Genomic DNA, 22,461 nt, shown 5'->3' on the forward strand with positions numbered 1-22,461 from the left:
CTTACTCAACCAACGTGAATGGTAACTAAACAGTTCCTGATGACGGTTGAAAGACATCCTTTAGAGGCAATCGGGATACTGACCGAACCAGGGTTCTCAACGTCGGCATTTTGTGGCTTGTGACCTAAATCGCCTTCCCGTTTCCGTTTTGTTCTCGTATAAAAACGGAATGAGAAATAGTGTAAACAAACGCGAATCATCGAAACGGACCAAGGTCCCAATGGATAACGACGATCTCTTCGGGGGCGCAGCCGCGAAGCGCTCCGCGCCTGCAACGGCCAGAACGGCTGCCGTGAAAACCTCCCGCGCCGCACCTGCGCCGCAGCAAGGCACGCCGGGCGAGGCGGGCTATGACGCGTCCGCCATCGAGGTGCTGGAGGGGCTGGAGCCCGTCCGCCGCCGCCCGGGTATGTATATCGGCGGCACGGACGAGAAGGCCCTGCACCACCTCTTCGCCGAGGTGATCGACAATTCCATGGACGAGGCGGTGGCCGGCCACGCCACCTTCATCGAGGTCGAACTGGAGGAAGACGGCTGGCTGGCCGTGACCGACAACGGGCGCGGCATTCCGGTCGATCCGCATCCCAAGTTCCCGAAAAAGTCGGCGCTCGAGGTCATCATGACCACGCTGCACGCGGGCGGCAAGTTCGACTCGAAGGTCTACGAGACCTCCGGCGGCCTGCACGGCGTCGGCGTCTCGGTGGTGAACGCCCTCTCCGAAACCCTCGAGGTCGAGGTCGCACGCGGCCAGCAGCTCTACCGGCAGGTCTTCTCCCGCGGCATCCCCCAGGGCAAGCTCGAGACGGTGGGCCGCGTGCTCAACCGGCGCGGAACAAAGGTGCGGTTCAAGCCCGACTGGCAGATTTTCGGAAAGGACGCCCGCTTCCAGCCCCGCCGCCTATTCAAGATGGCGCGCTCGAAGGCTTATCTCTTCGGCGGGGTCGAAATCCGCTGGAAATGCGCCCGCTCCCTCATCGAGGGCATCGAGAACGTCCCGGCGGAAGCGGTTTTCAAGTTCCCGAACGGCCTGCGGGACTACCTGCTCCACGACATCGAGGGGAAGGAACTGGTCACGGACCAGATCTTCTCCGGCAAGATCACCAAGCCCGGCAGCCACGGCTCGCTGGAATGGGCGGTCGCGTGGATGTCGAACGAGGACGGATTCTCCACCTCCTACTGCAATACGGTGCCGACGCCGGAAGGCGGCACGCACGAGAACGGCCTGCGCATCGCGCTGCTGCGCGGTCTTCGCGATCACGCGGAGCGCGTCGGCCAGCAGAAGCGAATGGCCGCGGTGACCACCGACGACGTGATGGCCACCTGCGCCTCGATGCTCTCCGTGTTCATCCGCGAGCCGGAGTTCCAGGGCCAGACTAAGGACAAGCTCGCGACTGTGGAAGCAGGCCGCATCGTCGAGAACGGCATCCGGGATACCTTCGACCACTGGCTCGCCGCCTCCCCGCAGCAGGCCAACAAGCTTCTCGACTGGGTGATCGACAGGGCCGAGGAGCGCCTGCGCCGTCGCCAGGAGAAGGAGGTCGCCCGCAAGACGGCAACCCGCAAGCTGCGCCTGCCCGGCAAACTGGCGGATTGCTCGAACGCGGGCGCCAAGGGCTCCGAACTCTTCCTCGTCGAGGGCGACTCGGCCGGCGGCTCGGCCAAGCAGGCTCGCGACCGCGCCACCCAGGCCGTGCTCCCCCTGCGCGGCAAGATCCTCAACGTGGCCTCCGCCGGCCGCGACAAGCTGCACCAGAACCAGCAGATCTCCGATCTCGTTCAGGCGCTGGGATGCGGCACGGGCTCGGCTTACCGCGAGGCGGACCTCCGCTACGAGAAGGTCATCATCATGACCGACGCGGACGTGGACGGCGCACATATCGCGACGCTCCTCATCACCTTCTTCTACAGGCAGATGCCGAAGCTCATCGACGGCGGCCATCTCTACCTCGCGGTTCCGCCGCTCTACCGCCTCAGCCAGGGCGCAAAATCGGCCTATGCCCGCGACGAGGCCGATCGCGACCGGCTGCTGAAGACGGTGTTCAAGGGTTCCGGAAAAGTCGAGATCAGCCGCTTCAAAGGCTTGGGCGAGATGCTGCCGGGCCAGTTGAAGGAGACCACCATGGATCCGAAGAAGCGCCTGCTTCTGAAGGTAGTCGTGGCGGCCGACGACCGGCCGGAGGCCAACGATGCCGTGGAACGCCTGATGGGCAACAAGCCCGAAGCCCGCTTCACCTTCATCCAGGAGCGCGCCGCCTTCACCGACGAGGCAGACCTGGATATTTGATCGTTCGACCGGACAAGCGGGGAACCGGTCTGGCAGAGCGCCCGATCCAGGCAATGATACAATCGGCTGTCGCAGCAGGTCAGGCGGCCCTAGTCGCCCCGATACGGCCGTCGCGGAAAGCCCAATATCCCATTCAGCCCTTCCAGGAGTACTGCTCCTGGAAGGGCCGGGACGGCATGCTCTTCGCTCCTGGATCCGGGCCCATTGGTGTCTGGGAGTGCGTACCGTCAAGATGGCGCTGCGTTCCATGGTGATCGAGGCTCCCGTCAGGGCCCGGGAGAGCTGGACCGGCATGGCCTTCCCGGCCAGAGGCTCCTACTGGGTTCCACGCGCACATGTCCCCGCCGAACCGACCTGGTTTCCGGCAAGGGTCTCTATGGAGAGCGCAATCTGTGGATTCGGCATTGCCTCTAGCCCATCGTGCGGAACGATGGACCCGACTTTCCGCCTTTCACGATACGCTGTTCCACATCGGGTGGGGCATCGGATCACGTTCCGGCGGCGGAGCACTTCCCACGTCCGATGCTCTCGCGCGCGAACCGCTGCATGGGCCCGGAACGCGCTCCATCGTCTCCGACCAAGCAGGTCTGATATCCGAGGGGGCTGGAATCCGCCGGCCAGCGCCATGTACTCCCTGCCCGCTGTTCAAGCCGGATGCGGCGCCCAACCTCGTGCACGGCCAATCTCCAGGAAGAATTTGGCAGCTCTTTCAAAGACTTGCGCCAAGATGAAAATTCCTTGAAATTTTTATGAAGAATTTTTGGAACCAACGTTGAACCCGGTCGTTGATAAGCATCACCGGCCCATTCTGCCCCCACGGGCCGGTCCCTCACAGGCTCCTCAAAGGAGCCTTTTTTTTTGCCCTGAAGGGCTCTTATGGTTCCGATGGATCCATGCCGCCGCTCGCGCGTCATCCCCAGGGTGAAAGCCACGGACTAGCCGCGGCCAAGCTTGCATGCGACAAGACCCGACGAACTCAACGAGTTTTTCCCTTGGCCAAACGTTCCAAAATTCATTCCTCCTCCGCACTCCCGTCCCGGGAGGATCTCGTCACCTTCATTGCCGAGGCCCCCGGCAAGGTGACCAAGCGCGAGATCGCACAGGCGTTCAACATCAAGAGCGGCGACCGGATCTGGCTCAAGCAGGTGCTGAAAGAGCTGGAAGACGAAGGCGCGGTGAACCGCCGGGGCAAGCGCGTCCACAAGGCGGGCCAGCTGCCGCCGATGGTCATGGCCGATATCGTCAAGCGGGACCGGGACGGCGAGTTGGTCGCCGTGCCGACCGAATGGGACGAGGAGGAGCACGGCTTCATCCCGACCATCGTCATCATTCCCCCGCGCAAGCACAGGCCGGGAATGCCGGCGGCCGGGGTGGGGGACCGGGCTCTGCTGCGGGTCGACCCGCTGAAGAGCGGCGACATTCATCATTATGCAGGCCGCGTCACGAAGATCTTGGCCAAGAAGCAGGCGCAGGTACTCGGAATCTTCCGCGCGATGCCCGAGGGCGGCGGCCGGCTGATCCCGGTGGACAAGAAGGCTCGCGAGCAGGAGCTCCAGATCAATCCCGGCGACGAGGCCGGAGCCCAGGACGGCGATCTCATCGCCGCCTCGGTCGTGAAGCACGGCCGCTATGGCCTGCCCCACGCGAAGGTCAAGGAGCGACTGGGCTCCATCAAATCCGAGAAGGCCGTGAGCCTCATCGCGATCCATGCCCACAACATCCCGAGCGAGTTTCCGAAGGCCGTCATCGAGGAGGCCGAGCGGGCGGAGCACGCCTCCATGGCGGGCCGCGAGGATTGGCGTGACGTGCCGCTCGTCACCATCGACCCGCCGGACGCCAAGGACCATGACGATGCCGTCCACGCGGTTCGCGACGAAGACCCGCACAACCAGGGCGGCTTCGTCATCACCGTGGCCATCGCGGATGTAGCCGCCTATGTGCGGGCCGGATCAGCCATGGACCGCGAGGCGCAGGAGCGCGGCAATTCGGTCTATTTCCCGGACCGGGTCGTGCCGATGCTTCCCGAGAGGATTTCGAACGATCTCTGCTCCCTGCGTCCGCACGTGCCCCGCCCCGCTCTCGCCGTGCGGATGGTGATCGGCCCCGATGGCCGCAAACTCCGCCACAGCTTCCACCGGGTCATGATGCGCTCGGCGGCCAAGCTCTCGTACCAACAGGCGCAGGCCGCCATCGACGGCCGAACCGACGAGGTGACGGCGCCGATCCTTGATACGATCCTGAAACCCCTCTGGGCGGCCTATGCCTGTGTGAGGAAGGCCCGCGACATCCGTGAGCCGCTCTATCTCGACCTGCCCGAACGCAAGATCGTGCTCAAGCCCGACGGCACGGTGGACCGCGTGTTCGTTCCGGAGCGGCTCGAAGCACACAGGCTCATCGAGGAGTTCATGATCCTCGCAAACGTCGCGGCGGCCGAGGCTCTGGAGAAGGCGCAATCCGACCTGATTTATCGCGTCCACGACGAACCCTCGCTGGAGAAGATGCGGGCCTTGAGCGAAGTGCTGGCTTCCATCGGCTTGAAGCTGCCGACGCAAGGGGCGCTCAAGCCCGAGCTCTTCAACCGGATCCTGCGTAGCGTCGATGGCACCGAGCACCAGCTTTTCATCAACGAGGTGGTGCTCCGCTCGCAATCCCAGGCTGAGTACTCGGCGGAAAATTACGGGCATTTCGGCCTCAACCTGAAGCGTTATGCCCATTTCACCTCTCCGATCCGCCGCTACGCGGATCTCATCGTCCACCGCGTGTTGATCACCGGCCTCAGGCTCGGCAAGGATGGGCTGCCACCCGACACCACCCGCGCAGAGCTGATCGAGATCAGCGCCAAGATCTCGGCGGCGGAACGGCGCGCCATGGCGGCGGAACGTGAGACAATCGACCGTCTGATCGCGCACTTCCTGGCCGACCGTATCGGGGCCAAGTTCGACGGCCAGATCTCTGGAGTGACGAAGGCGGGCCTCTTCATCAAGCTGAGTGAGACCGGCGCTGACGGCTTCGTTCCGGCAGCCACCATTGGCGACGATTACTACCGCTTCGACGAGAAGACCCATTCCATGCGCGGCGAGCACACGGGTGAGACCTACCGCCTCGGCGACAAGGTGGAGGTGAAGCTGGTAGAAGCGGCACCCGTAGCCGGCGCCTTGCGGTTCGAGCTGCTCACCAAGGGCCGTTTCACGGGCAAGGCCGCAGGCGGTCGCAAGGCTGCGAAACGTCCTCCGCGCGGAGCCAAGAAGCCCGCGAAGGCGGCTTCGGGCCGCCGCGCTCCCACCCGCGTGAAGGTGAAACGGCGCGGTCGCGCCTGATAAGGAAGCGAGAATGCCCCTGACGATGCATACGGCCTCTCCGGCGATGGCAGAGGAAGTGAGAACCGTGCCCGCGATGAAACGAGGCTTTCGCGGGCATTGCCCGGCCTGCGACACGGGCCGCCTCTTCGGCCGGTTCCTGAAGGTGGTGGACCGCTGCGATGCCTGCGGCACGGAACTTCACCATCACCGGGCCGACGACCTGCCGCCCTATCTGGTGATCACCCTCGTTGGCCACTTGATCGGCTACGGCATCTTCACGACGGAAACCAGGATGGAGATGCCCCTCTGGGCGCATCTGGCGATCTGGCCCCTTCTGACCGTCGTCTTGGCCCTGCTGCTTCTTCAGCCCGTCAAGGGGGCTGTCGTAGGGCTCCAATACGCGCTAGGAATGCACGGCTTCGGCGCGGCCCGCCAGTTGAGGCAAGCAGACAGGGAGGACCGGGGTGACGGACGCGCAGACACTGACCAGAATGGATACGCTGGTCGCCGGGGAGCGTAAGGCGAACGCTCCCGCCCTTCGCCCCGCCGACGCCGCGACCCTCATCATCATCGACCGACGGGTCAGGCACCCGAAGGTTCTCATGGGCAGGCGCCACGACGGGCACAAATTCATGCCCGGCAAGTTCGTGTTTCCCGGCGGCCGCATCGAGGCGGGCGACCGGTCCATGACAGTTGCCGGCGCCCTGAATCCGCGGGCGGAGCAGGCCCTCATGGCGCGGGTCAGCCGACCATCCATCCAGCGCAGCCGGGCGCTGGCACTGGCGGCCATCCGGGAAACCTTCGAGGAAACTGGTCTCCTGCTCGGCACCAGGGATTACGGTGGCCCTGAATCGGTACCCGCCGGCACCCCATGGGAAGCCTTCCGGGAGCACGGGGTGTTCCCGGACCTGGAAGCGCTGCATTTCGTCGGCAGGGCCATCACTCCGCCCAAGCGCGTCAAACGGTTCGACACCCGCTTCTTCGCGGTCGACCGGAGCGCCGTGGCCCATGAGATCGAAGGAGTCGTCGGACCCGATTCCGAGCTTGTGGAACTGGCCTGGGTGACCGTGGCCGAGGCGAGAAAGCTCGATCTCCCTCCCATTACGGGCGTCCTCCTCGGCGAACTGGAGGCCCGGATCGCGGCCGGGTTCGGCCATCAGCTCCCTGTGCCCTTCTTCTATCAGAAGAACGGCCATTTCGTGCGGGAGCTGCTTTAAAGAATTTCGCTACGTGGAGATGCCACCGCCTCGTACGGATCTCCTCGCCAGCGAGGACGGCTCCATTCCATAGGAAGCCCGCCGCGTCATCACCGGCTCCAGGCTGGTGATCCAGACCCGTGGAACGCGGCTCCATCCGGAAGCGGGATCGCTTGGCCTGATCCCCTGATCAAGTCCAGGGCCGCTAGAGGCAAGACGTCGGCCGCTCCTCCAAGGGGAAATCTCGCTGCCCTTCTCCCGGAACCCTTGACGGAAGCGCCATAATCGGGCATGGGAACGTCACGATTTTCCGGCCGGGTTCGCCCGGCCTTTGCGTTTCGGCTACGCCGCGGGGCCAACCGAGCGCGTTGCAACTGAACAAGAGGTCCAACCCATGGCCAAAGCCGCAACGATCAAAGTGAAGCTCGTCTCCACCGCCGACACGGGCTATTTCTACGTTACGAAGAAGAACTCCCGCACGATGACAGACAAGATGTCGTTCAAGAAGTACGACCCTGTCGCGAAGAAGCATGTGGAGTTCAAGGAAGCCAAGATCAAGTAAGCTTCCTGCGAGCAGCCGCAGAATCGGAAAGCCGCCTCCTCATCGGGGCGGCTTTTTCATTTGCGGCTTGCTTAAACCAAGGAGCCCGGCATCCATGCGATGGGACAAGCACCTCTTTCTCATCACGCGCGAAGCCCTGCGGGCCGGCGCTTTTGCGATGGAGATGCGGAGATAAGGACCACCGAATGCCAACCTCAGGGTTCTGTGGGCACGGACGCAGCCGGCATCTTAGATAAGCCATGAGGGCTGTCGTCGGGGTGAAGGAAAGTCGTTCCTTGTCGCCGTCCTGCATTCGGCTTGCGCTCGGTCGGAGCTCAGCAGGGGCAGGCCTGCGCCCGAGGCGCGGCGAGGCCCGCGAAACAGCAGTGCGACGAACTCTGCCGCCGCACTGCCGCTGGAGTCTCAGATCGATTCCTTCAGGTCCTTCGCGGCGCGGAAGGCGATCTTCTTCGAAGCCTTGATCTTCACGGGCTCCCCGGTTTGTGGGTTGCGGCCCATGCGGGCGGCACGCTTGCGAACCTGGAGGATGCCGAGGCCGGTCAGGCGGATCTTCTCGCCCTTCTTCAGGCTCTTGGCGATGAAGTCGACGACTTGAGTCATCATCTCGTTCATCTGGCGTTTCGGAAGCTCATGCATCTCAGACAGCGCCTCAGCAATGTGCCGCAGCGTCAAGATGCCGTTGCTCGACACCGGCCCCTTCACGGGCTTCTTCGCAACCGCCTTCGCGGAGGTCTTCGCGGAGATCTTCGCAGGAGCCTTCGAAGCGGCAGCTTTCGCTGGCTTCTTGGCCGCCGGCTTTGCGACTGCTTTGGCCGTCGTCTTGGCCGCCGCCTTCTTAGCCGGAGCCTTGGTCGCCTTGGTTGCTGCGGCCTTGCGGGCCGGGGCTTTCTTGGTTGCAGTCTTTGCCACTGGAAACTCCTTTCACGAGGCCATACGCATATTTAGCACTATCTGCATAGAGATTGGGAACAAAGTTCCAAGTTGCCGGAGTGCCGTTTCCACAAGGGAAATGGCAGGGGAATGCGCAAACTGCCTTGAAAACCGCATGTTAATCGCCTGTCACGCTCCACCGGTACGAAGAGAACGAGTGCCCGGGAACGCGGTGACAGTACCGGTCAACCCGCAATCCTGCCGCCGAGTTCATCTTCGATATGCAGGCGAACGATCTCATCGAAGCTCTTCTCCGCCCTGAAACCGAGGCTCTCGGCGCGACTTGCATCGAAGCGGCGCGGCCATCCGGCCACCATGCGCATAATGTCGGGATCAGGCTCACGGCGGATCCTGGACGCGACCTTGTCGCCGGCGATGCGCCGCAATGCGTCGATCTGCTCCGCAACGGTCACCGAAACGCTCGGCATGGTGAGATTGCGGCGCGGGCCGATTTCGTCGGTGTCGATGGTGGCCGCATGCACGAGGAACCCCACGGCGGAGCGTGGTGACGCATGGGCATGGCACACATCCTCCGGCACGGGCAGCACCGCCTCCTGACCGTTCAAGGGCTCGCGGATGATGCTCGAGAAGAAACCGGAGGCTGCCTTGTTGGGCTTGCCGGGGCGCACGCAGATCGTGGGAAGGCGGATGCCGACGCCGTCGAAGAAGCCGCGCCGCGTATAGTCGGCGAGGAGCAATTCGCCGATCGCTTTCTGCGTGCCGTAGCTCGTGAGCGGCGTGAGGAAGAATTCGTCGCCGATGGCCTCCGGGAACGGAGCGCCGAATACGGCGATGGAGGATGTGAAGACCAGTCGCGGACGATAGCCGTCGCCCACCCGACGGACGGCGTCGAAGAGAAAGCGTGTGCCGTCGAGATTGATCCTGTAGCCCTTCTCCAGATCCGCTTCCGCCTCGCCGGAGACGATGGCGGCAAGATGAAAGATGACGTCCGGGCGGCTCGCCACGAGCCTCTCGGCCTCGCCGGGTTGAGAAAAGTCGGATGCGAGCGCCGTAACCTCGAAGGGGGCCGGTGGAGCGACGGGCTCCACGACGTCGTGCAGGATCATGCGCGTGATCGCCTGCCGGTTCAGCTGCCCCTCTTCGACAAGCCGGTCGGTGAGCTTCCGGCCGACCATTCCGGCCGCCCCGAGAATGAGAATCCGCATGGTTCAAGATCTTCGTTGGAAAGAGCAGTGTTCAACGGCAGTTCACGCCGTCCAGAGCGCCAAGCTCCGGACGGCGTGGCCTCGATGAAGGCGGGATGCGTTATTTCTTGCGCATCTTTTCCAGTTCGTCCCGCATCATCTTCACCGTCTCGGGACCGATGGTGGAAGCGTGTTTCTCCCACACGGCCTTCGCCTGATCGCGCATACGGTTGGCCTCCTGCTCGTTCAGCTCGTTGACGATGACGCCAGAGCCCTTGATCTTCTCGAGGGACGCTTGGGACAGCTCACGGGAGACCTTGCGCTGCTCGTCGCGGGCCTTCACGGCGCATTCGCGAAGCGCCGCCTGCTCATCCTTCGACAGGTCATCCCACAGCCTCTTGGAGTAGAGAACCAGGAAGGGCGTGTAGGCGTGACGGGTGACCGACAGATATTTCTGCACCTCGTAGAACTTGGAAGTGTCGATGGTCACGAACGGGTTTTCCTGACCGTCGATCGCCTTGGTCTCAAGGGCCGTGAACACCTCGCCGAAGGCCATCGGCACCGCGTTGGCGCCCATGTTCTTGAACGTGTCGAGGAACACGTTGTTCTGCATGACGCGAACCTTCAGCCCCTTGAAGTCCTCCCACTTCTCCACCGGACGGCGGGAGTTCGTGAGATTGCGGAAGCCGTTCTCCCAATAGGCGAGATTGACGAGCCCTACCCCTTCGAGCTTCGCGTCGATATGCTTTCCGAATTCCCCGTCGAGGATGGCGTCGGCCTCCTTCTCGTTGGAGAATAGGAAGGGCAGATCGAAGACGCCGAGTTCCGGCAGGATGCCGATGAGCGGCGAACTCGACGTGACCACCATTTCCTGGGTGCCGGAGCGCAGAGCCTGCGTGGCCTGGAGATCGCCGCCCAGGGCACCGCCCCAGAAGCCCTGAACTTTCATCTTGCCGCCCGACTTGTCGGCGAGACAGGTTCTGAATGTCTCGACGCCCTTTCCGTTCGGGTGATCCTCGTTGACGCCATTCGACAGGCGGATATTGCGCTCCGTGAACTGCGCGGCAGCCGGAAGCGCCGACAGGAGCGTGACCGCGACGCCCGCGGCGAGTGCGTATTTCAAAGCTTTCATTGTGGTTTCCTCTCCGTTGTTTGTTCTTTCCCCACTGCTCACCGCCCCCTCAGCCATGACAGGGGCACCATCACGAGGTCTGGGAAGACGATGAGCAGAACGAGCACGACGAGCTGCGCGATCAGAAAGGGATTGACCCCTTTGATCACGGCTCCCATTGGAACACGGGCGACGCCGCTCACGACGTTGAGCACGATGCCCACCGGCGGGGTGATCAGCCCGATTGCATTGTTGATGATGAACAGGACGCCGAAATAGACCGGATCGATGCCCGCCTGCTTCACGATGGGCATGAGGACGGGCGTCAGGATCAGCACGGTAGGCGAGAAGTCCAACGCCGTGCCCACGATGACAACCAGGAACATCAGGACGAACATGAGCAGAGTCTGGTTGCCCATGAGCGGCTGGATCAGGTTGCTGATCTCGGCGGGAATATTGGCCTGGGTGATGAGCCAGGCGGACACCAGCGCCGCGGCGACGAGGAACATCACCACGGCCGTGGTCTTGGCCGCTCTCAAGAGGATGCCGTAGAGCATCGACGGCGTCAGCTCGCGGTAAACGAACATGCCGATAACGAAGGCATAGACAGCCGCCAGAACGGCCGCCTCCGTGGGCGTGACGATGCCCCATTTGATGCCCCCTAGGATCATCACCGGCATCAGCAGGGCGAAGAATCCGTCGACGAAAGCCTTCCCGCGCTCCCGCATGGTCGTTCGCGGCGTTGTCTGCAGCTTGTCCTTCCGGCTGACGATCCACCACGCAACGACGAGCGACAGGGCCATCATGATGCCTGGAGCAACGCCCGCCAGGAACAGCTGCGAGATCGATACGTTCGCTGCGACCCCAAACACGATGAAACCGATGGACGGCGGGATTACGGGCGCGATGATGCCGCCCGCCGCGATGAGACCTGCCGATCGCGGAATGTCGTATCCCGCGTTGCGCATCATCGGGATCAGGATCGCCGCTAGCGCCGCCGTATCGGCCGCAGCCGAACCTGACAGGGCGGCGAGGATGATCGCCGCGACGATGGCGACATAACCCAGTCCGCCGTGAATATGCCCAAGGCACGCGAGAGCGAAGTTGACGATGCGCTTCGACAGGCCGCCCGCGTTCATCAGCTCCCCTGCGAGAAGGAAGAACGGGACCGCCAGCAACTGGAAGTTATCGGCACCGATGATCATATTCTGCGCCACGATCTGGCTGTCGAAATTGCCGAGCCACAGCATGAGCGCGAGCGCGCAGACGATGAGCGCGAAAGCGATCGGCATTCCCAGCGCCATCGCCCCAAGCAGGGAGAAGAGGAAGACGAGAATCGTCACTCGAGCCGCTCCCTCAAGGCATGAGCCTCGTCATCGCTGTAGTCGCCGGCGAAGGCCCGGAGTTCCCGCTCGCTGACCCGCCCTGTGAGCACCCTCAGAATTCTGAACGCGGCCATCAGGCCGAGGCCGACGCTCGTAAAGTACCCGATGCCGTAGACCCAGAGCATCGAGATTTCGGTGATAGGGGCATAGTTCGTGGCGTTGATCTCCGCCTGCAGCCAGGTGCCCCAGAAGAAAACGGCGCAGCAGATGATCACAAAGATGTCGGACAGGATCATGCAGACCTTTCGGCCCTGCTCTCCGAGCCTCGACACGAGGGTCTCAACGCCCAGATGGGCATTCTCCCGCCCGACCACCACCGCGCCGATGAAGGTGAGCCAGACGAAGAAGAAGCGGGACATCTCCTCCGACACGTCGATGCCCGTGTCGAGGAGGTATCGCAGCACGACATTGCCGAACACCATGACGACCATGCCGGCCAGCAGAAAGACCATGAGTCCTTCCAAGCCTCTGAAGAAGAAGGCTCCTATCCTGCTCACTGCTCCTCCCGCGCTGTTTTATCGATTTGGTGCTATTCTGATCGCAAGGGTGAATTATTCAAGACGAGCAGGAAGGAAGTGAAATCGGCTAATGGTATAAGACGCTATCCCGCACCGGTGTTACACATCAGGCTTATGTATACTCGGCTTCGGCACTGGTTTCGGTAGATCTTCCGGCGCCAGTTTGCATATGCTCTCAGGTGAACCGGGAATCGTTCACCCCTGCCCCGGCGCCGCTCCAGGGACGCAGCTGCGGGAGACGCTCATGAAGATCACCCAGGTCGAAACCATCCGCCTTCGAGAATTCGCCAACATCGTGTGGGTGCGGCTTCACACGGACGAGGGAATCATCGGGCTTGGGGAAACCTTCATGGGTGCCGCCGCCGTCGAGGCCTACATCCACGAGACGGTGGCGGCGAAGCTGATCGGACGCGACCCGCTTCAGATCGAAGGGATTCATCGCGACCTGCAGAACTACCTCGGCTGGCGCTCCGCGGGCGTGGAAACCCGTGGCAACTCCGCCATCGACATCGCCCTTTGGGACATCTTCGGCAAGGCGCATGGCAAGCCCGTTTGCGACATGCTGGGCGGCCGCTCGCGAGACAGGATCCGCGTTTACAACACCTGCGCCGGCTACCGGTACATCCGCGACAGCCGCGCGCAGAAGGTGGCGAACTGGGGCATCGGGCAGCCCGAAGGCGACTACGAGGATCTCGACGCCTTTCTGCACCATGCCGAGGACCTGGCTCACTCGCTTCTGGAGCAGGGCATCACCGGCATGAAGATTTGGCCCTTCGACGTCGCAGCCGAGCGCAGCAACGGCTACGACATCTCGCCGGAGGAACTGTGCACCGCGCTGGAACCCTTCGCCAGGATCCGCAACGCCGTCGGCGACAGGATGGACATCATGGTGGAGTTTCACTCCCTGTGGAGCCTGCCGATGGCCAAGAAGCTCGCGGGCGCGCTCGCGGAATTCAACACCTACTGGCACGAGGACCCCTTCCGCCTCGACAATGTCGGCGACCTGAAGGAATACGCGCGGCACTCGAAGGCCTGGGTCTGCGCTTCCGAGACCCTGTCGTACACCCACGCTTTCCGGGAATATCTCGAAACCGGCGTCGCGGGCGTGGCGATGCTCGATCTGTCCTGGTGCGGAGGCCTGACGGAAGCACGCAAGATCGCGGCCCTGGCGGAAGCCTGGCATGTTCCGGTCGCTCCGCACGATTGCACCGGACCGGTGGTCTACGCCGCGTCCTGCCATTTCTCCCTGCACGCCCGCAACGCACTCATCCAGGAAAGCGTCCGCGCCTTCTATACCGGCTGGTACACGGAACTGGTCACGGATTTGCCGACGGTCACAAAGGGAGAGGTCACGGTGAACATGAAGCCTGGCCTCGGCCTGGAGCTGCTGCCCGAGATCCGGACCCGTCCGGACGCCATCGTTCGCGTGACCGATTCAGCGTAGGCGCGAGGGAGCGGATTGCTTTCTGCAGGGCAAACGCCACCCCGACATGACGAGGCCGCCCCTTTCCAGAGGCGGCCTCAGGTGCCGATCGCTCCGATCTCAGCGATAGTTCACCCGGACGGCGCGACGCTCACGGATGGAGCCGGTGGTGACCACATCGCGGCGGACGGCTCGGACGACCCGGGTTCGTCGGCCATCACGGCGGTAGACGGTCCGCGTGCGATATTGCGGCTGGCGACGGACAACACGGGTGCGATAGACCGGCTCCCGATAGACGACCTGCGTACGATAGACTGGCGGAGCATAGACCACGCGGGTCGCGACGGGAGCCGCATAGTAGCCGTAGCTATAGGGATAGCCGTAGCCATAGCTGTAGGCGGGATAGTTGTACCCGTAGCGGTAGCCGTAAGCCGGGTATCCATAGGCGGGATAGCCGTAGGCGGGAGTCGCAGCGGCGCTGAGGAGCCCCCCCACCAGCGCACCGCCGATCAGGCCCGCGGCCAAGGCACCGCCATTTCCCCAGCCGCGATGATGGTGATGATGGTGACCGCCGCGCCACCCGTCACCGCGATAAACTCTTTGTGCTTCAGCCGAGCCGATGCTCCCAACGACCAGCAAAGCCGCACTCGAGAGCAGGATCACCTTCTTCATGACAAACCTCGTTCCGAAATGGCGAGCAGCATTCGTGCCTAACCAATCTGCAAATTTAAAAAAGGTTTCATGAGCAGGCACTACTACTCTTAGTATTTCGATTACCATTCATACTTCGTTCATATTCATGAACAAATTGGCGAATACTGCCAAGCAGAGCAGGCGATAAAGTAATCCACCTTCCTCTGATATAGTCAGAGTCGAAAACCGTTTTCGAAAGGCCGGCGGCCGCTCAGTGCGCATAGACTTGAGATCGGGGGAAGAGGATATCTCCCACCACGACTTCCACGATCGCATTCGCGATCTTGGCGCCGCCTTTCGCTGAAGGCTCGATGGGGTTTGCGTAATCCTCGTGTTGATCGCAGATCAGCCGCAGATCGATCAGGGGCAGCCTTCGGAGGAAGGCCTCGCGCGTAATGACATCGTTGAAGACCGACAAGGCCGTCACAACTTGGCGCTGCTCTTCCGGATCTGGAAAGCACCCGTCGTAGATCGTACAGAGCGCTGTCGGCAGACGGCGAGCCATCACCTGATCCAGAGCTTTGCCGTAGCTGCGGGCAAAGGAGTCCCGAATGTCGGCGATCCGGGACATGACCTCCGCGACGGAACGGGCACTTTCGCCGAGAATGGGGCTGCTGCCCAGCGCGTCATTGCCGCCGATGCTCAGGATCAAGTGACTAGCATCGTCGGGCAGATGGGCGAGCTGGCGCTCGAGACCAGTCGTGGTTGCCCCGTCGACGGCGTTCCTCGTGACCCGCCAGCCTGCGGGAAGGCTGGCCCGAACCTGCGCCAGGACATCCGGTTCTCCGGGCCTCACGTAAGCGCCGTTGTCGAACACGCTGTCGCCGAGCAAAACGACGTGGCTCATCGAAAGTCCTCGCTGTTTGGTTTCGATTCATTATATCATTACGTAGCGGCATATCCCTGGCGATAATAGATGGTCTTCCTCCGGACTAACGGCCCGCAGGCGCCGTCGCGGGAAACAAACGAAGGAGCCGCGTGTTCCGGCGACCTCCACGCGCTGCTTCTCAGGAACAGCCTGCTTCAGGCGACGTTGACAGGTTGAGTGATCGTGCCTTGGGAGAAGGACGGATGATCGAGACCATCAAGGTATCGTTGCTGACGCTGATGCTGACGGCCTGGAGCGCTCTGGCCATGGCGCAGACAACCCCGAGCCCCCCTCCCGGCGACACAGGAGCCGGAACCGCATCGCCCGCAGCCCCGGAGGCTGCCGGCGATGGAGAGACGATGACTTGGCTGTGGGTCGTTCTCGCCGTCATCGTCGTCGCCGGGTTGTTGTATTATTTTCTGGGACGCGGCCGCGCGACGCGGGTCTGAGCGCTGCCGGCGAAGCGCATTCCATCGAGCTGACGTTCACGCGTCAGCTTGAAAGAAGGACCTGAAATTTCCGAGCCAAGCAACGAGCCAGTGCTCAAGGGCTGTTTTGGCCGCCTCCTCCGTGGGCCCATAGCCCCAGGCATCCTCCTGCAGTGGCGTCGACCAGATCCAGAACCTGTTGCTGCCGTCATAGGCCACGCTGCCAACCTCGACCGGTCCCACGAAGCCCTTGTGACGCTTGAGCGGCACGCCGGCGACGGCGTCCTGCTGCCATTGAATTCTGCCCATGGCTCCGATCTAGCGCGGTCCCGCCCCGGCACAAGCCTATGCCGGAACAGGCCCAGCCCCACCACGTTGGTCCGCTGCCGATGAGCGAAAGACCGAACCATGCGTTTTCTTCCCACCCGTATCCACGGTGCGATCGACTATTCCTGGGGCGTCGCGCTCCTCGCATCTCCCTGGCTGTTCGGCTTCGCGGATACGACCACGGCTAAATGGGTTGCGATCGTCTTCGGCGTGGGAGCCATTCTTTACTCCGCTTTCACCGCCTATGAGCTCGGAGTGCTGCGCATCCTGCCCATGACGCTGCATCTGATGCTGGACGGCGTCGCAGGCGCCCTGCTTGCCGCCTCCCCCTTCCTGCTCGGGTTTTCCGGCCGAGTTTACCTGCCACATGTTCTGTTCGGGCTCTTCTCAGTCGCGGCGAGCCTCGTCACCCGCACGGAAGTCACGCTCGCCACCGGACATCGCGAGCCTGCCTGACTCCCTTCATCTTCGCTTGCCGGCGGACTCGCATGAGAGTAACATTGTCTCCCTCCAGGGAGGCGACTATGTTCGAACAAGCTGTTCAAGTCAGCGAGGCCCATCGACAAGGCGCGAGTCAGATGCACGGAATGCTCCGGATGGCGATGAAGGGCTGTCCGGAATGCCGCACCATGCACATGATCGCATCGCCAGAGCTCGGCACCTGTGCCGATTGCGGCTCCAGCCTTCAGGTGCTGGGGGATGAGACGCTGGCCTCATGGGCTGAAGGCGCATAGCCCGTTCTGCGAACCACCCTCTATGCTGTGCGTTCGGAGATTCGCATGGCATGGTCAGGGTGGATTGGCACGGCAGCGGGACGGATCGGAGCGCGTCAGGCGGAGCTGAAGCTCGCACTGCGCGTGACCGTCGCCGGCACCCTCGCCTACGCCATCACGAAGTTCTTCAGCCTTCCGCAGGGCTATTGGGCGGCCATCACCGCCGTCGTGGTCACGCAGGCCAGCCTCGGCGGATCGCTGAAGGCGGCCATCGAGCGTTTCCTCGGCACGCTCGCGGGGGCCGCCTATGGGGGCTTGGTCGCGGCGCTGGTCCCGCACGAATCGCCACTCGGCATGGGGCTTGCCGTCATCCTCGGGCTTTTTCCCCTGGCGCTTCTCGCGTCCATTTGGCCGAGCTTTCGCGTGGCGCCAGTGACCGGGCTGATCATGCTTCTGCCGCCGACCGGTCAAGCCATCGGCCCCATCTCCGCTGCCGTCGACCGGGTAGCGGAGATCACGCTCGGCAACGTCGTGGGCGTCGTCATATCCCTGTTCGTTGTGCCGGCACGGGCCCATACGTTGATGATGGAGGCAGCCGCCAGAGTCGTTTCGCTCAATGCCGGTCTGATCGAACTCCATATAAGCGAGCTCCTGGCGGAACCGAAGGGCAGAAGCGCCCTGCAAACCATCCATCCGCGGATCCGCGCCGCCCTCAAGAAGGCGGAAGCCGCCGCCGAGGAGGCCGCGCGCGAGCGTAGGAGCCATCTCACCGGCGCGCCGGATCCGGAGCCTCTCATCCGCACGCTCTATCGGGTGCGCCACGATCTCGTGATGATTGGCCGCGCCTCTGCGAGCCCCCTTCCGGAGCGTATCCTCGACAGACTCGGCCCTTCCTTAAGAGCCCTCCGGGATGAAACCTGCGCCCTCCTCTTGGACATTGCCCAATCCTTGCGGACGCGCACACCGCCGCCGAACGCCGGGACTTTCGAGGCAGCCCTTCGCGCTTTCATGAGCGAGACGGAGTCCTTGCGCTCCCATGCGTTTTCCCAGGATCTTCCCTATGGCAGATTCGGACAGGTCTTTGCCCTCGGCTTTGCTTTCGAGCAGTTCCGGAAGAACGTGAGCGATCTGCTCGCCCGAACAGAAGAGCTGGCGCAGAAAGGGAACGCCGAAGCGGCGGGATGAGAGGCTCCCATTCGTGGCGGAGCCGCTCGATCGAAGCGTGCCGCGCGGCGCGCCGGGCAATAGCCGAACACCACGCCAACCGGTGCCAAGCGCCCGATGGCCATGAGGATGATGGAGGGACCGATAAGGAACGAAACCTGCAACACGTTGGCAGCCGCAACGGGGCCGAGGCCCAGCAGAATGCCGACGATCCCGCCCACCAGGGAGAGCACCACGGCCGCCGCGAGGAACTGCAGTAATACCTGACCTTCGAGAGCACCGACGGCGAGACGGATGCCGATCTCGCGCGTGTGCTCGGTGACGAGGACGAACATGATGTTCATGATGCCGTTGCCGCCGACGAGCAGGAACACCGGCGCCAAGGCTCCGAGTTGCCCGGTGAGAACCGCTGTGGTCCCGGCCATGGTCTGCACCACCTGCTTCATTCCGCGGAGGGTGAAACCGTCCCCCGTGATGCCGCGCCGTTTACGCAGCAGGTGCTCGATGCTGGCTTGCACCTTCGACGGGTCAGCATCGTCCCGAGCCGAAACATAGACGCGCCCGATATCCGTATTGCCCGCGACGGGACACTGGAACGGGCATGGGCATGATGATCGTGTCGTCCTTGTCGGCGCCGAGACTCGACCGCCCTTGGCTTTCAGCACTCCGATCACCTCGCAGGAGATTTTGTTGATGCGGATACTGGACTCAAGGGGGCCGACATGGCCGAAAAGTTTATCCCGTACCGTCTGCCCGATGATGCAGGTGGCCCGCCCGGCCGGCTCCTCGCCGTCGAGGAAGGAGCGGCCGGAGGTCAGAGCGCGGTTCTGCGTGATCAGGACCTCGTTCTCTGTACCGGCCGGCGTCGTGGTGCGGCTTTCGTTTCCGTAGGTGGCCATTACCGATTTCTGTACGACGGGAGCGACCGCGCGGATGCGGAAAGTTGCATGTGCATGGTTTCGACATCGCGCGCGTTGAAGGGACGCGCATCCGAACTCGCACAACTGAGACCGAACTGCCCGGGCGAGGCGAAGAGCAGATCGCTTCCGAGCTTGGACAGATCCGCCGTCACCTTCGCGGTGGTGCCCTAGCCGATGGCGACCATGGCGATGAACGCCGACTCCGATCGCGATGCCGAGCTCCGTGAGAAACGAGCGCAACGCATTGCGACGGATGGAGGAGAGCGCGGGCTCGATCGCCTCGAACAGCATCAGGCCGTCCCCGCCTTGCGCTTGTCGCTGTCGAGATGACATCCACGAAACATACGATGCGCCTGGCATACGTCGCTATGTCGGGTTCGTGGTTAACCATGATGACGGTGACGCCCTGCCCGATAAGCCAGAGGTCTGCTCCATGATCTCGTCGTGGATTTGCTGTCGAGGTTGCCGGTTAGCTCGTCGGCGAGGAGCACGGCAGACTCCGTCACGGAGGCCGGGCGATGGCGACGCGCTGCTGCTGGCCGCCGGTGAGTTCGCTCGGCTGATGATGCGCGCGGGCTCTCAGGCCGACGTGCACCAGGGCCATGAGGGCCTTCTCCCGCCGCTCCCTGTGCGAGATGTCGCCATACGTCAGACGGCGTTCTAGATTCTCCACGGCGCTCGTGCGAGCAGTGGAGTTAAAGCCCTGGAAGACGAAACCGAGGAAGCGGCGGCGCAAGAGCCCGCGGCCCGTTCTGTCGATACCGACCGGCTTCATTTCGCCGTCACGGAATCCACGCTCACGTGCTGACCGGGCATGATGCCGACGCGGCCGATCTCCATTTTCCGGCCGTCGGTGGCGCCTGTCGTCACCGAAACGGCAGCAGGCTCGCCGTTCTGCAGAACCCAGATTCTGCGGTCCGCGCCCATCGCCGCTTTCTGGCTCGCGGGACGGAACTGCGGCATCCGCCGCAGAAGAGCGCCGGGGAGGCTACGCCTCTGCTGGGCCGTGGAAGCAGGCGGGGCGAAGCGCGAAGCCGCGTTGGGCACCAGCACGGCATCCCGAACCTCCTGTACCGAAATCTGCGCCGTGGCCGTCATGCCGGGGCGCAGGAGGAGCTCCGAATATCGACGTCGATTTCGACGAGGTCCTCCGCGATGGAGAACAGCACCAGGGTGCCGATGGCCTGGATCGCGAGGCGCGCCGGGGACAGCCAGCTCCGCCCGGACTCCTGAGCTCCAACAGCGCCTCAACATCCTGGGTCCGGTCACATAGGGAGTTATCGGCCATAGCTGTCCCTTCCTGGGGAACAGCACTCTTGGATCTATGGCCGGCAGCCCCCTTGAGAGAGGTCAACGTTCCCGCGCCGGATCGGCGCAGGCGGCCTATTCGTAGAGCGGCACCAGCTCCATCTCTGGCACGAGCACCAGTCCCTTGTCCGTGATGCGGATCTCCGGGATCACCGAGAGCGGTATCAGGTTGAAGCCCATGTACGGGATCTTGCAGCCTGCCTTCGTCCAGGCATCCTTCAGCGCGCGTGTTTCCTCCGCGACTTCCGTGACCCGCTTGTCGGAGAGGAGCCCCGCGACCGGTAGCGGAACCATGGCGACCATCTCACCCCGTTCCACCACGCAGACGCCACCCTGAGACCGGATGAGCGCATCCAGAGCCACGCGCATGTCGCCCTCGTTCGTCCCGGCGACGATGATGTTGTGGGAATCGTGCCCCACGCTGCTCGCCACCGCGCCGCTCTTCAGGCCGAAATTTTTGAGGAGCCCGTGCGCGACGCCCATTCCGTCGTTGCGCCCGTGACGTTCGATAACGGTGACGAAGGTCAGGTCGTTCCTGGAAAGCAACGCCTCCCAACTCTCCTCCTTGTCCAGCTTCACCTTGTCGTGGAAGAGCACGATCCCAGGCAGAGCCACGCGGATCACGTTCGCCGTGCAGGCCTGAGCCGGCAGCTCCGGAACGAGTTTCGGAACGCTCGGAATATGCACCGTGCGATAGGCCGCATCCGGATAGCGGTAGCGGTTGGAGAGCGCCTGATCGAGAACGGGAGTGATCTTCCTGTCTTCAACCACGAGCTCGCCGCCGTACCAGGTGTTTCGCACCTGCAGTTCGTCGTCGAGAAGCACCACGTCGGCGCGGCGCCCGCCGCCGAGACCGCCAATCTCCCCTTCCATACCGAAACGCGTCGCCGGATGAAGCGAGCCCATGCTCCAGGCCTGCTCGCGGCTCATGCCCGCGCGGCGTGCCTCGCGCGTCACCCAATCCATGCCGAACATCATGAGATCGTCCGCGTCGCGGTCATCCGTACAGACGCAGATGCGTTTGTGCGAGGCCCCTAGCTCCGTGATGGTCTTGATGGCCTCCGGCAGCGAGTGCCAGGGTGTCGTGGGAGGGCCTCCGCGCAGGAAGATCCAGATTCCCGCATCGAGCAGGTCGTCGGCGATGTCACGGTCTATGGCCTCGTGGGTGTCGGTGACGCCGCTCGCCGCATAGGCGGCCACGAACTCGCGGCCGTAGATGTGCCCCGAGACCGGCTTCCCGCGTTCGAGCGCGGCGGCCAGGATCGCGTGGCTTCTCTCGTCACCCATGGTGACGGGCACGAAATCCATCTTCTCCCCGAGGGCCGCAGCCTCCGGCCAGCGGTCGAAGAGCGCGGCGATCTTTTCGGGCGTCAGGTCGCCGCCTGCTGTTTCGAGATCCGGCGAGGTGGCGGGAACGGTGCTGGGTACTGTGAGGAAGATGGAGAGTGGCGCCAGACGGGCATCTTCCAGCATCATCTCGATGCCCGTGGCGTCCATGACGTTGCCGATCTCGTGGCTGTCGCAGAAGATCGTGGTGGTGCCGTTGAGCAGCGCCGCCTCCGCATAGGCGCAGGCGGTCACCATGCTGCTCTCGATATGGATATGGGGATCGACGAGGCCCGGAGCGACGATGCCGCCCTTCGCGTCGTAGACCCGCCCCGGCGCGCCGTTCACCCGGGTGTACGACCCGGCGGGCTTCACCGCCGCGATACGGCCGCCCGCGATCCACACCTCCCGCTCAATCGCGATCCGCTCGCTATAGGTCGAAAGCACCCGCGCGCCGGTAATAACCAGATCCGCCGGAGCACGGCCGGAGGCCACATCCGCCAGATGCCGGGTCATGGTAGACAGCGGCGCCACGGAAAACCGTGTCAGAGACGATCTCGGGGGTAGTGAAGGTGTGCGCTGATCCATGGTCGATCCCCTTTTCCGGGTCGATACCCTCCAGGGCCCATTCCCCAGCGGCATCGGCTATTCGTCTCAATAGTCACGGCCAAGCTTAACCTGCAAGCTGAAGTCCTGTGAACATTCCTGATTCGCGCTTACGGCCCGACCGAAACACCAACGGATACAGGAGGTAAGCTAGAGCCTGTGAGAGATTGAGACAGGGCGGAGTTCGGGAAACGGCAACAAAAAAGCGCCTTGCGGCGCTGGTCGGACGTTGGAAAGGTGGCCGGCTGGAAGCGG

The 22,461-nt window shown here is 63.3% G+C and carries 20 protein-coding genes and 1 pseudogene; 9 read left to right on the forward strand and 12 right to left on the reverse strand.

All coding sequences use genetic code 11. From position 1 onward, the window contains the following. Window positions 1–220 precede the first annotated feature (220 nt). The 5 genes from parE to rpmG all read left to right on the forward strand — a co-directional run bounded on the left by parE (window position 221) and on the right by rpmG (window position 7,341). A complete protein-coding gene (gene parE, locus GR328_RS06275) occupies window positions 221–2,284 on the forward strand; it encodes a DNA topoisomerase IV subunit B (RefSeq protein WP_160883665.1) in 2,064 nt (687 codons plus the stop codon). A 992-nt stretch (window positions 2,285–3,276) separates the two neighbouring features. After that, a complete protein-coding gene (gene rnr, locus GR328_RS06280) occupies window positions 3,277–5,601 on the forward strand; it encodes a ribonuclease R (RefSeq protein ID WP_246215714.1) in 2,325 nt (774 codons plus the stop codon). Between the two features lie 13 nt (window positions 5,602–5,614). Then, a complete protein-coding gene (locus tag GR328_RS06285) occupies window positions 5,615–6,103 on the forward strand; it encodes a DUF983 domain-containing protein (protein WP_160883667.1) in 489 nt (162 codons plus the stop codon). Continuing rightward, window positions 6,075–6,800 carry an NUDIX hydrolase gene (locus GR328_RS06290; RefSeq protein WP_160883745.1) on the forward strand — a complete coding sequence of 242 codons (726 nt, stop codon included), beginning with the start codon at window positions 6,075–6,077 and terminating at the stop codon, window positions 6,798–6,800. The genes GR328_RS06285 and GR328_RS06290 overlap by 29 nt, the downstream gene beginning before the upstream one ends. Before the next feature lie 373 nt (window positions 6,801–7,173). Beyond that, a complete protein-coding gene (gene rpmG, locus GR328_RS06295) occupies window positions 7,174–7,341 on the forward strand; it encodes a 50S ribosomal protein L33 (protein ID WP_091138407.1) in 168 nt (55 codons plus the stop codon). Between the two features lie 402 nt (window positions 7,342–7,743). Here rpmG and GR328_RS28190 read toward each other — a convergent pair whose 3' ends face one another. The 5 genes from GR328_RS28190 to GR328_RS06320 form a co-directional block, all read right to left on the reverse strand. Further along, window positions 7,744–8,250 (reverse strand): HU family DNA-binding protein, encoded by a 507-nt coding sequence (locus tag GR328_RS28190; protein ID WP_160883668.1) that lies wholly within the window; start codon window positions 8,248–8,250, stop codon window positions 7,744–7,746. 206 nt (window positions 8,251–8,456) lie between these two features. After that, window positions 8,457–9,437 (reverse strand): D-erythronate dehydrogenase, encoded by a 981-nt coding sequence (denD, locus tag GR328_RS06305; protein WP_160883669.1) that lies wholly within the window; start codon window positions 9,435–9,437, stop codon window positions 8,457–8,459. Between the two features lie 100 nt (window positions 9,438–9,537). After that, window positions 9,538–10,548, reverse strand: a complete 1,011-nt coding sequence (locus tag GR328_RS06310) for a TRAP transporter substrate-binding protein (RefSeq protein ID WP_160883670.1) — start codon at window positions 10,546–10,548, stop codon at window positions 9,538–9,540. Window positions 10,549–10,586: 38 nt separating this feature from the next. Then, window positions 10,587–11,870, reverse strand: a complete 1,284-nt coding sequence (locus GR328_RS06315) for a TRAP transporter large permease subunit (RefSeq protein WP_160883671.1) — start codon at window positions 11,868–11,870, stop codon at window positions 10,587–10,589. After that, on the reverse strand, window positions 11,867–12,364 hold the full coding sequence (locus tag GR328_RS06320) for a TRAP transporter small permease (protein WP_160883672.1): 498 nt from the start codon (window positions 12,362–12,364) through the stop codon (window positions 11,867–11,869). The genes GR328_RS06315 and GR328_RS06320 overlap by 4 nt, the downstream gene beginning before the upstream one ends. A 310-nt stretch (window positions 12,365–12,674) precedes the next feature. On the opposite strand from GR328_RS06320, the gene GR328_RS06325 reads away from it, so the two are divergent. Continuing rightward, a complete protein-coding gene (locus GR328_RS06325; RefSeq protein WP_160883673.1) occupies window positions 12,675–13,874 on the forward strand; it encodes a mandelate racemase/muconate lactonizing enzyme family protein in 1,200 nt (399 codons plus the stop codon). A 99-nt stretch (window positions 13,875–13,973) separates the two neighbouring features. Here GR328_RS06325 and GR328_RS26835 read toward each other — a convergent pair whose 3' ends face one another. Together GR328_RS26835 and GR328_RS06335 are read right to left on the reverse strand one after the other, a co-directional pair. After that, on the reverse strand, window positions 13,974–14,525 hold the full coding sequence (locus GR328_RS26835; protein WP_205789772.1) for a hypothetical protein: 552 nt from the start codon (window positions 14,523–14,525) through the stop codon (window positions 13,974–13,976). Window positions 14,526–14,757: 232 nt separating this feature from the next. Further along, entirely contained in the window at window positions 14,758–15,393 is a 636-nt protein-coding gene (locus GR328_RS06335; RefSeq protein ID WP_160883674.1) for an SGNH/GDSL hydrolase family protein, read from the reverse strand. 224 nt (window positions 15,394–15,617) lie between these two features. On the opposite strand from GR328_RS06335, the gene GR328_RS06340 reads away from it, so the two are divergent. Continuing rightward, on the forward strand, window positions 15,618–15,863 hold the full coding sequence (locus tag GR328_RS06340; RefSeq protein ID WP_160883675.1) for a hypothetical protein: 246 nt from the start codon (window positions 15,618–15,620) through the stop codon (window positions 15,861–15,863). A 36-nt stretch (window positions 15,864–15,899) separates the two neighbouring features. On the opposite strand, the gene GR328_RS06345 is transcribed toward GR328_RS06340, so the two are convergent. After that, window positions 15,900–16,151, reverse strand: coding sequence for a hypothetical protein (locus GR328_RS06345; RefSeq protein WP_160883676.1), 252 nt, complete (start codon window positions 16,149–16,151; stop codon window positions 15,900–15,902). A 99-nt stretch (window positions 16,152–16,250) separates the two neighbouring features. On the opposite strand from GR328_RS06345, the gene GR328_RS06350 reads away from it, so the two are divergent. Both GR328_RS06350 and GR328_RS27180 read left to right on the forward strand, forming a co-directional pair. Beyond that, window positions 16,251–16,625, forward strand: a complete 375-nt coding sequence (locus GR328_RS06350; protein WP_160883677.1) for an SPW repeat domain-containing protein — start codon at window positions 16,251–16,253, stop codon at window positions 16,623–16,625. A gap of 323 nt (window positions 16,626–16,948) precedes the next feature. Further along, on the forward strand, window positions 16,949–18,067 hold the full coding sequence (locus GR328_RS27180) for an FUSC family protein (protein WP_160883678.1): 1,119 nt from the start codon (window positions 16,949–16,951) through the stop codon (window positions 18,065–18,067). A 95-nt stretch (window positions 18,068–18,162) separates the two neighbouring features. Here the strand turns inward: GR328_RS27180 and GR328_RS28195 are convergent. The 4 genes and pseudogenes from GR328_RS28195 to GR328_RS06375 all read right to left on the reverse strand — a co-directional run. Then, window positions 18,163–19,326: pseudogene (locus GR328_RS28195) on the reverse strand (ABC transporter permease); the annotation flags it as partial. 142 nt (window positions 19,327–19,468) lie between these two features. Then, window positions 19,469–19,741, reverse strand: coding sequence for an ATP-binding cassette domain-containing protein (locus GR328_RS27965; protein WP_160883680.1), 273 nt, complete (start codon window positions 19,739–19,741; stop codon window positions 19,469–19,471). Continuing rightward, entirely contained in the window at window positions 19,738–20,064 is a 327-nt protein-coding gene (locus GR328_RS06370; protein WP_160883681.1) for a hypothetical protein, read from the reverse strand. The genes GR328_RS27965 and GR328_RS06370 overlap by 4 nt, the downstream gene beginning before the upstream one ends. A gap of 285 nt (window positions 20,065–20,349) precedes the next feature. After that, entirely contained in the window at window positions 20,350–22,188 is a 1,839-nt protein-coding gene (locus tag GR328_RS06375) for an adenine deaminase (RefSeq protein ID WP_160883682.1), read from the reverse strand. Between the last annotated feature and the right edge of the window lie 273 nt (window positions 22,189–22,461).

Source organism: Microvirga makkahensis, from assembly GCF_009830105.1.
GTDB lineage: Bacteria > Pseudomonadota > Alphaproteobacteria > Rhizobiales > Beijerinckiaceae > Microvirga > Microvirga makkahensis.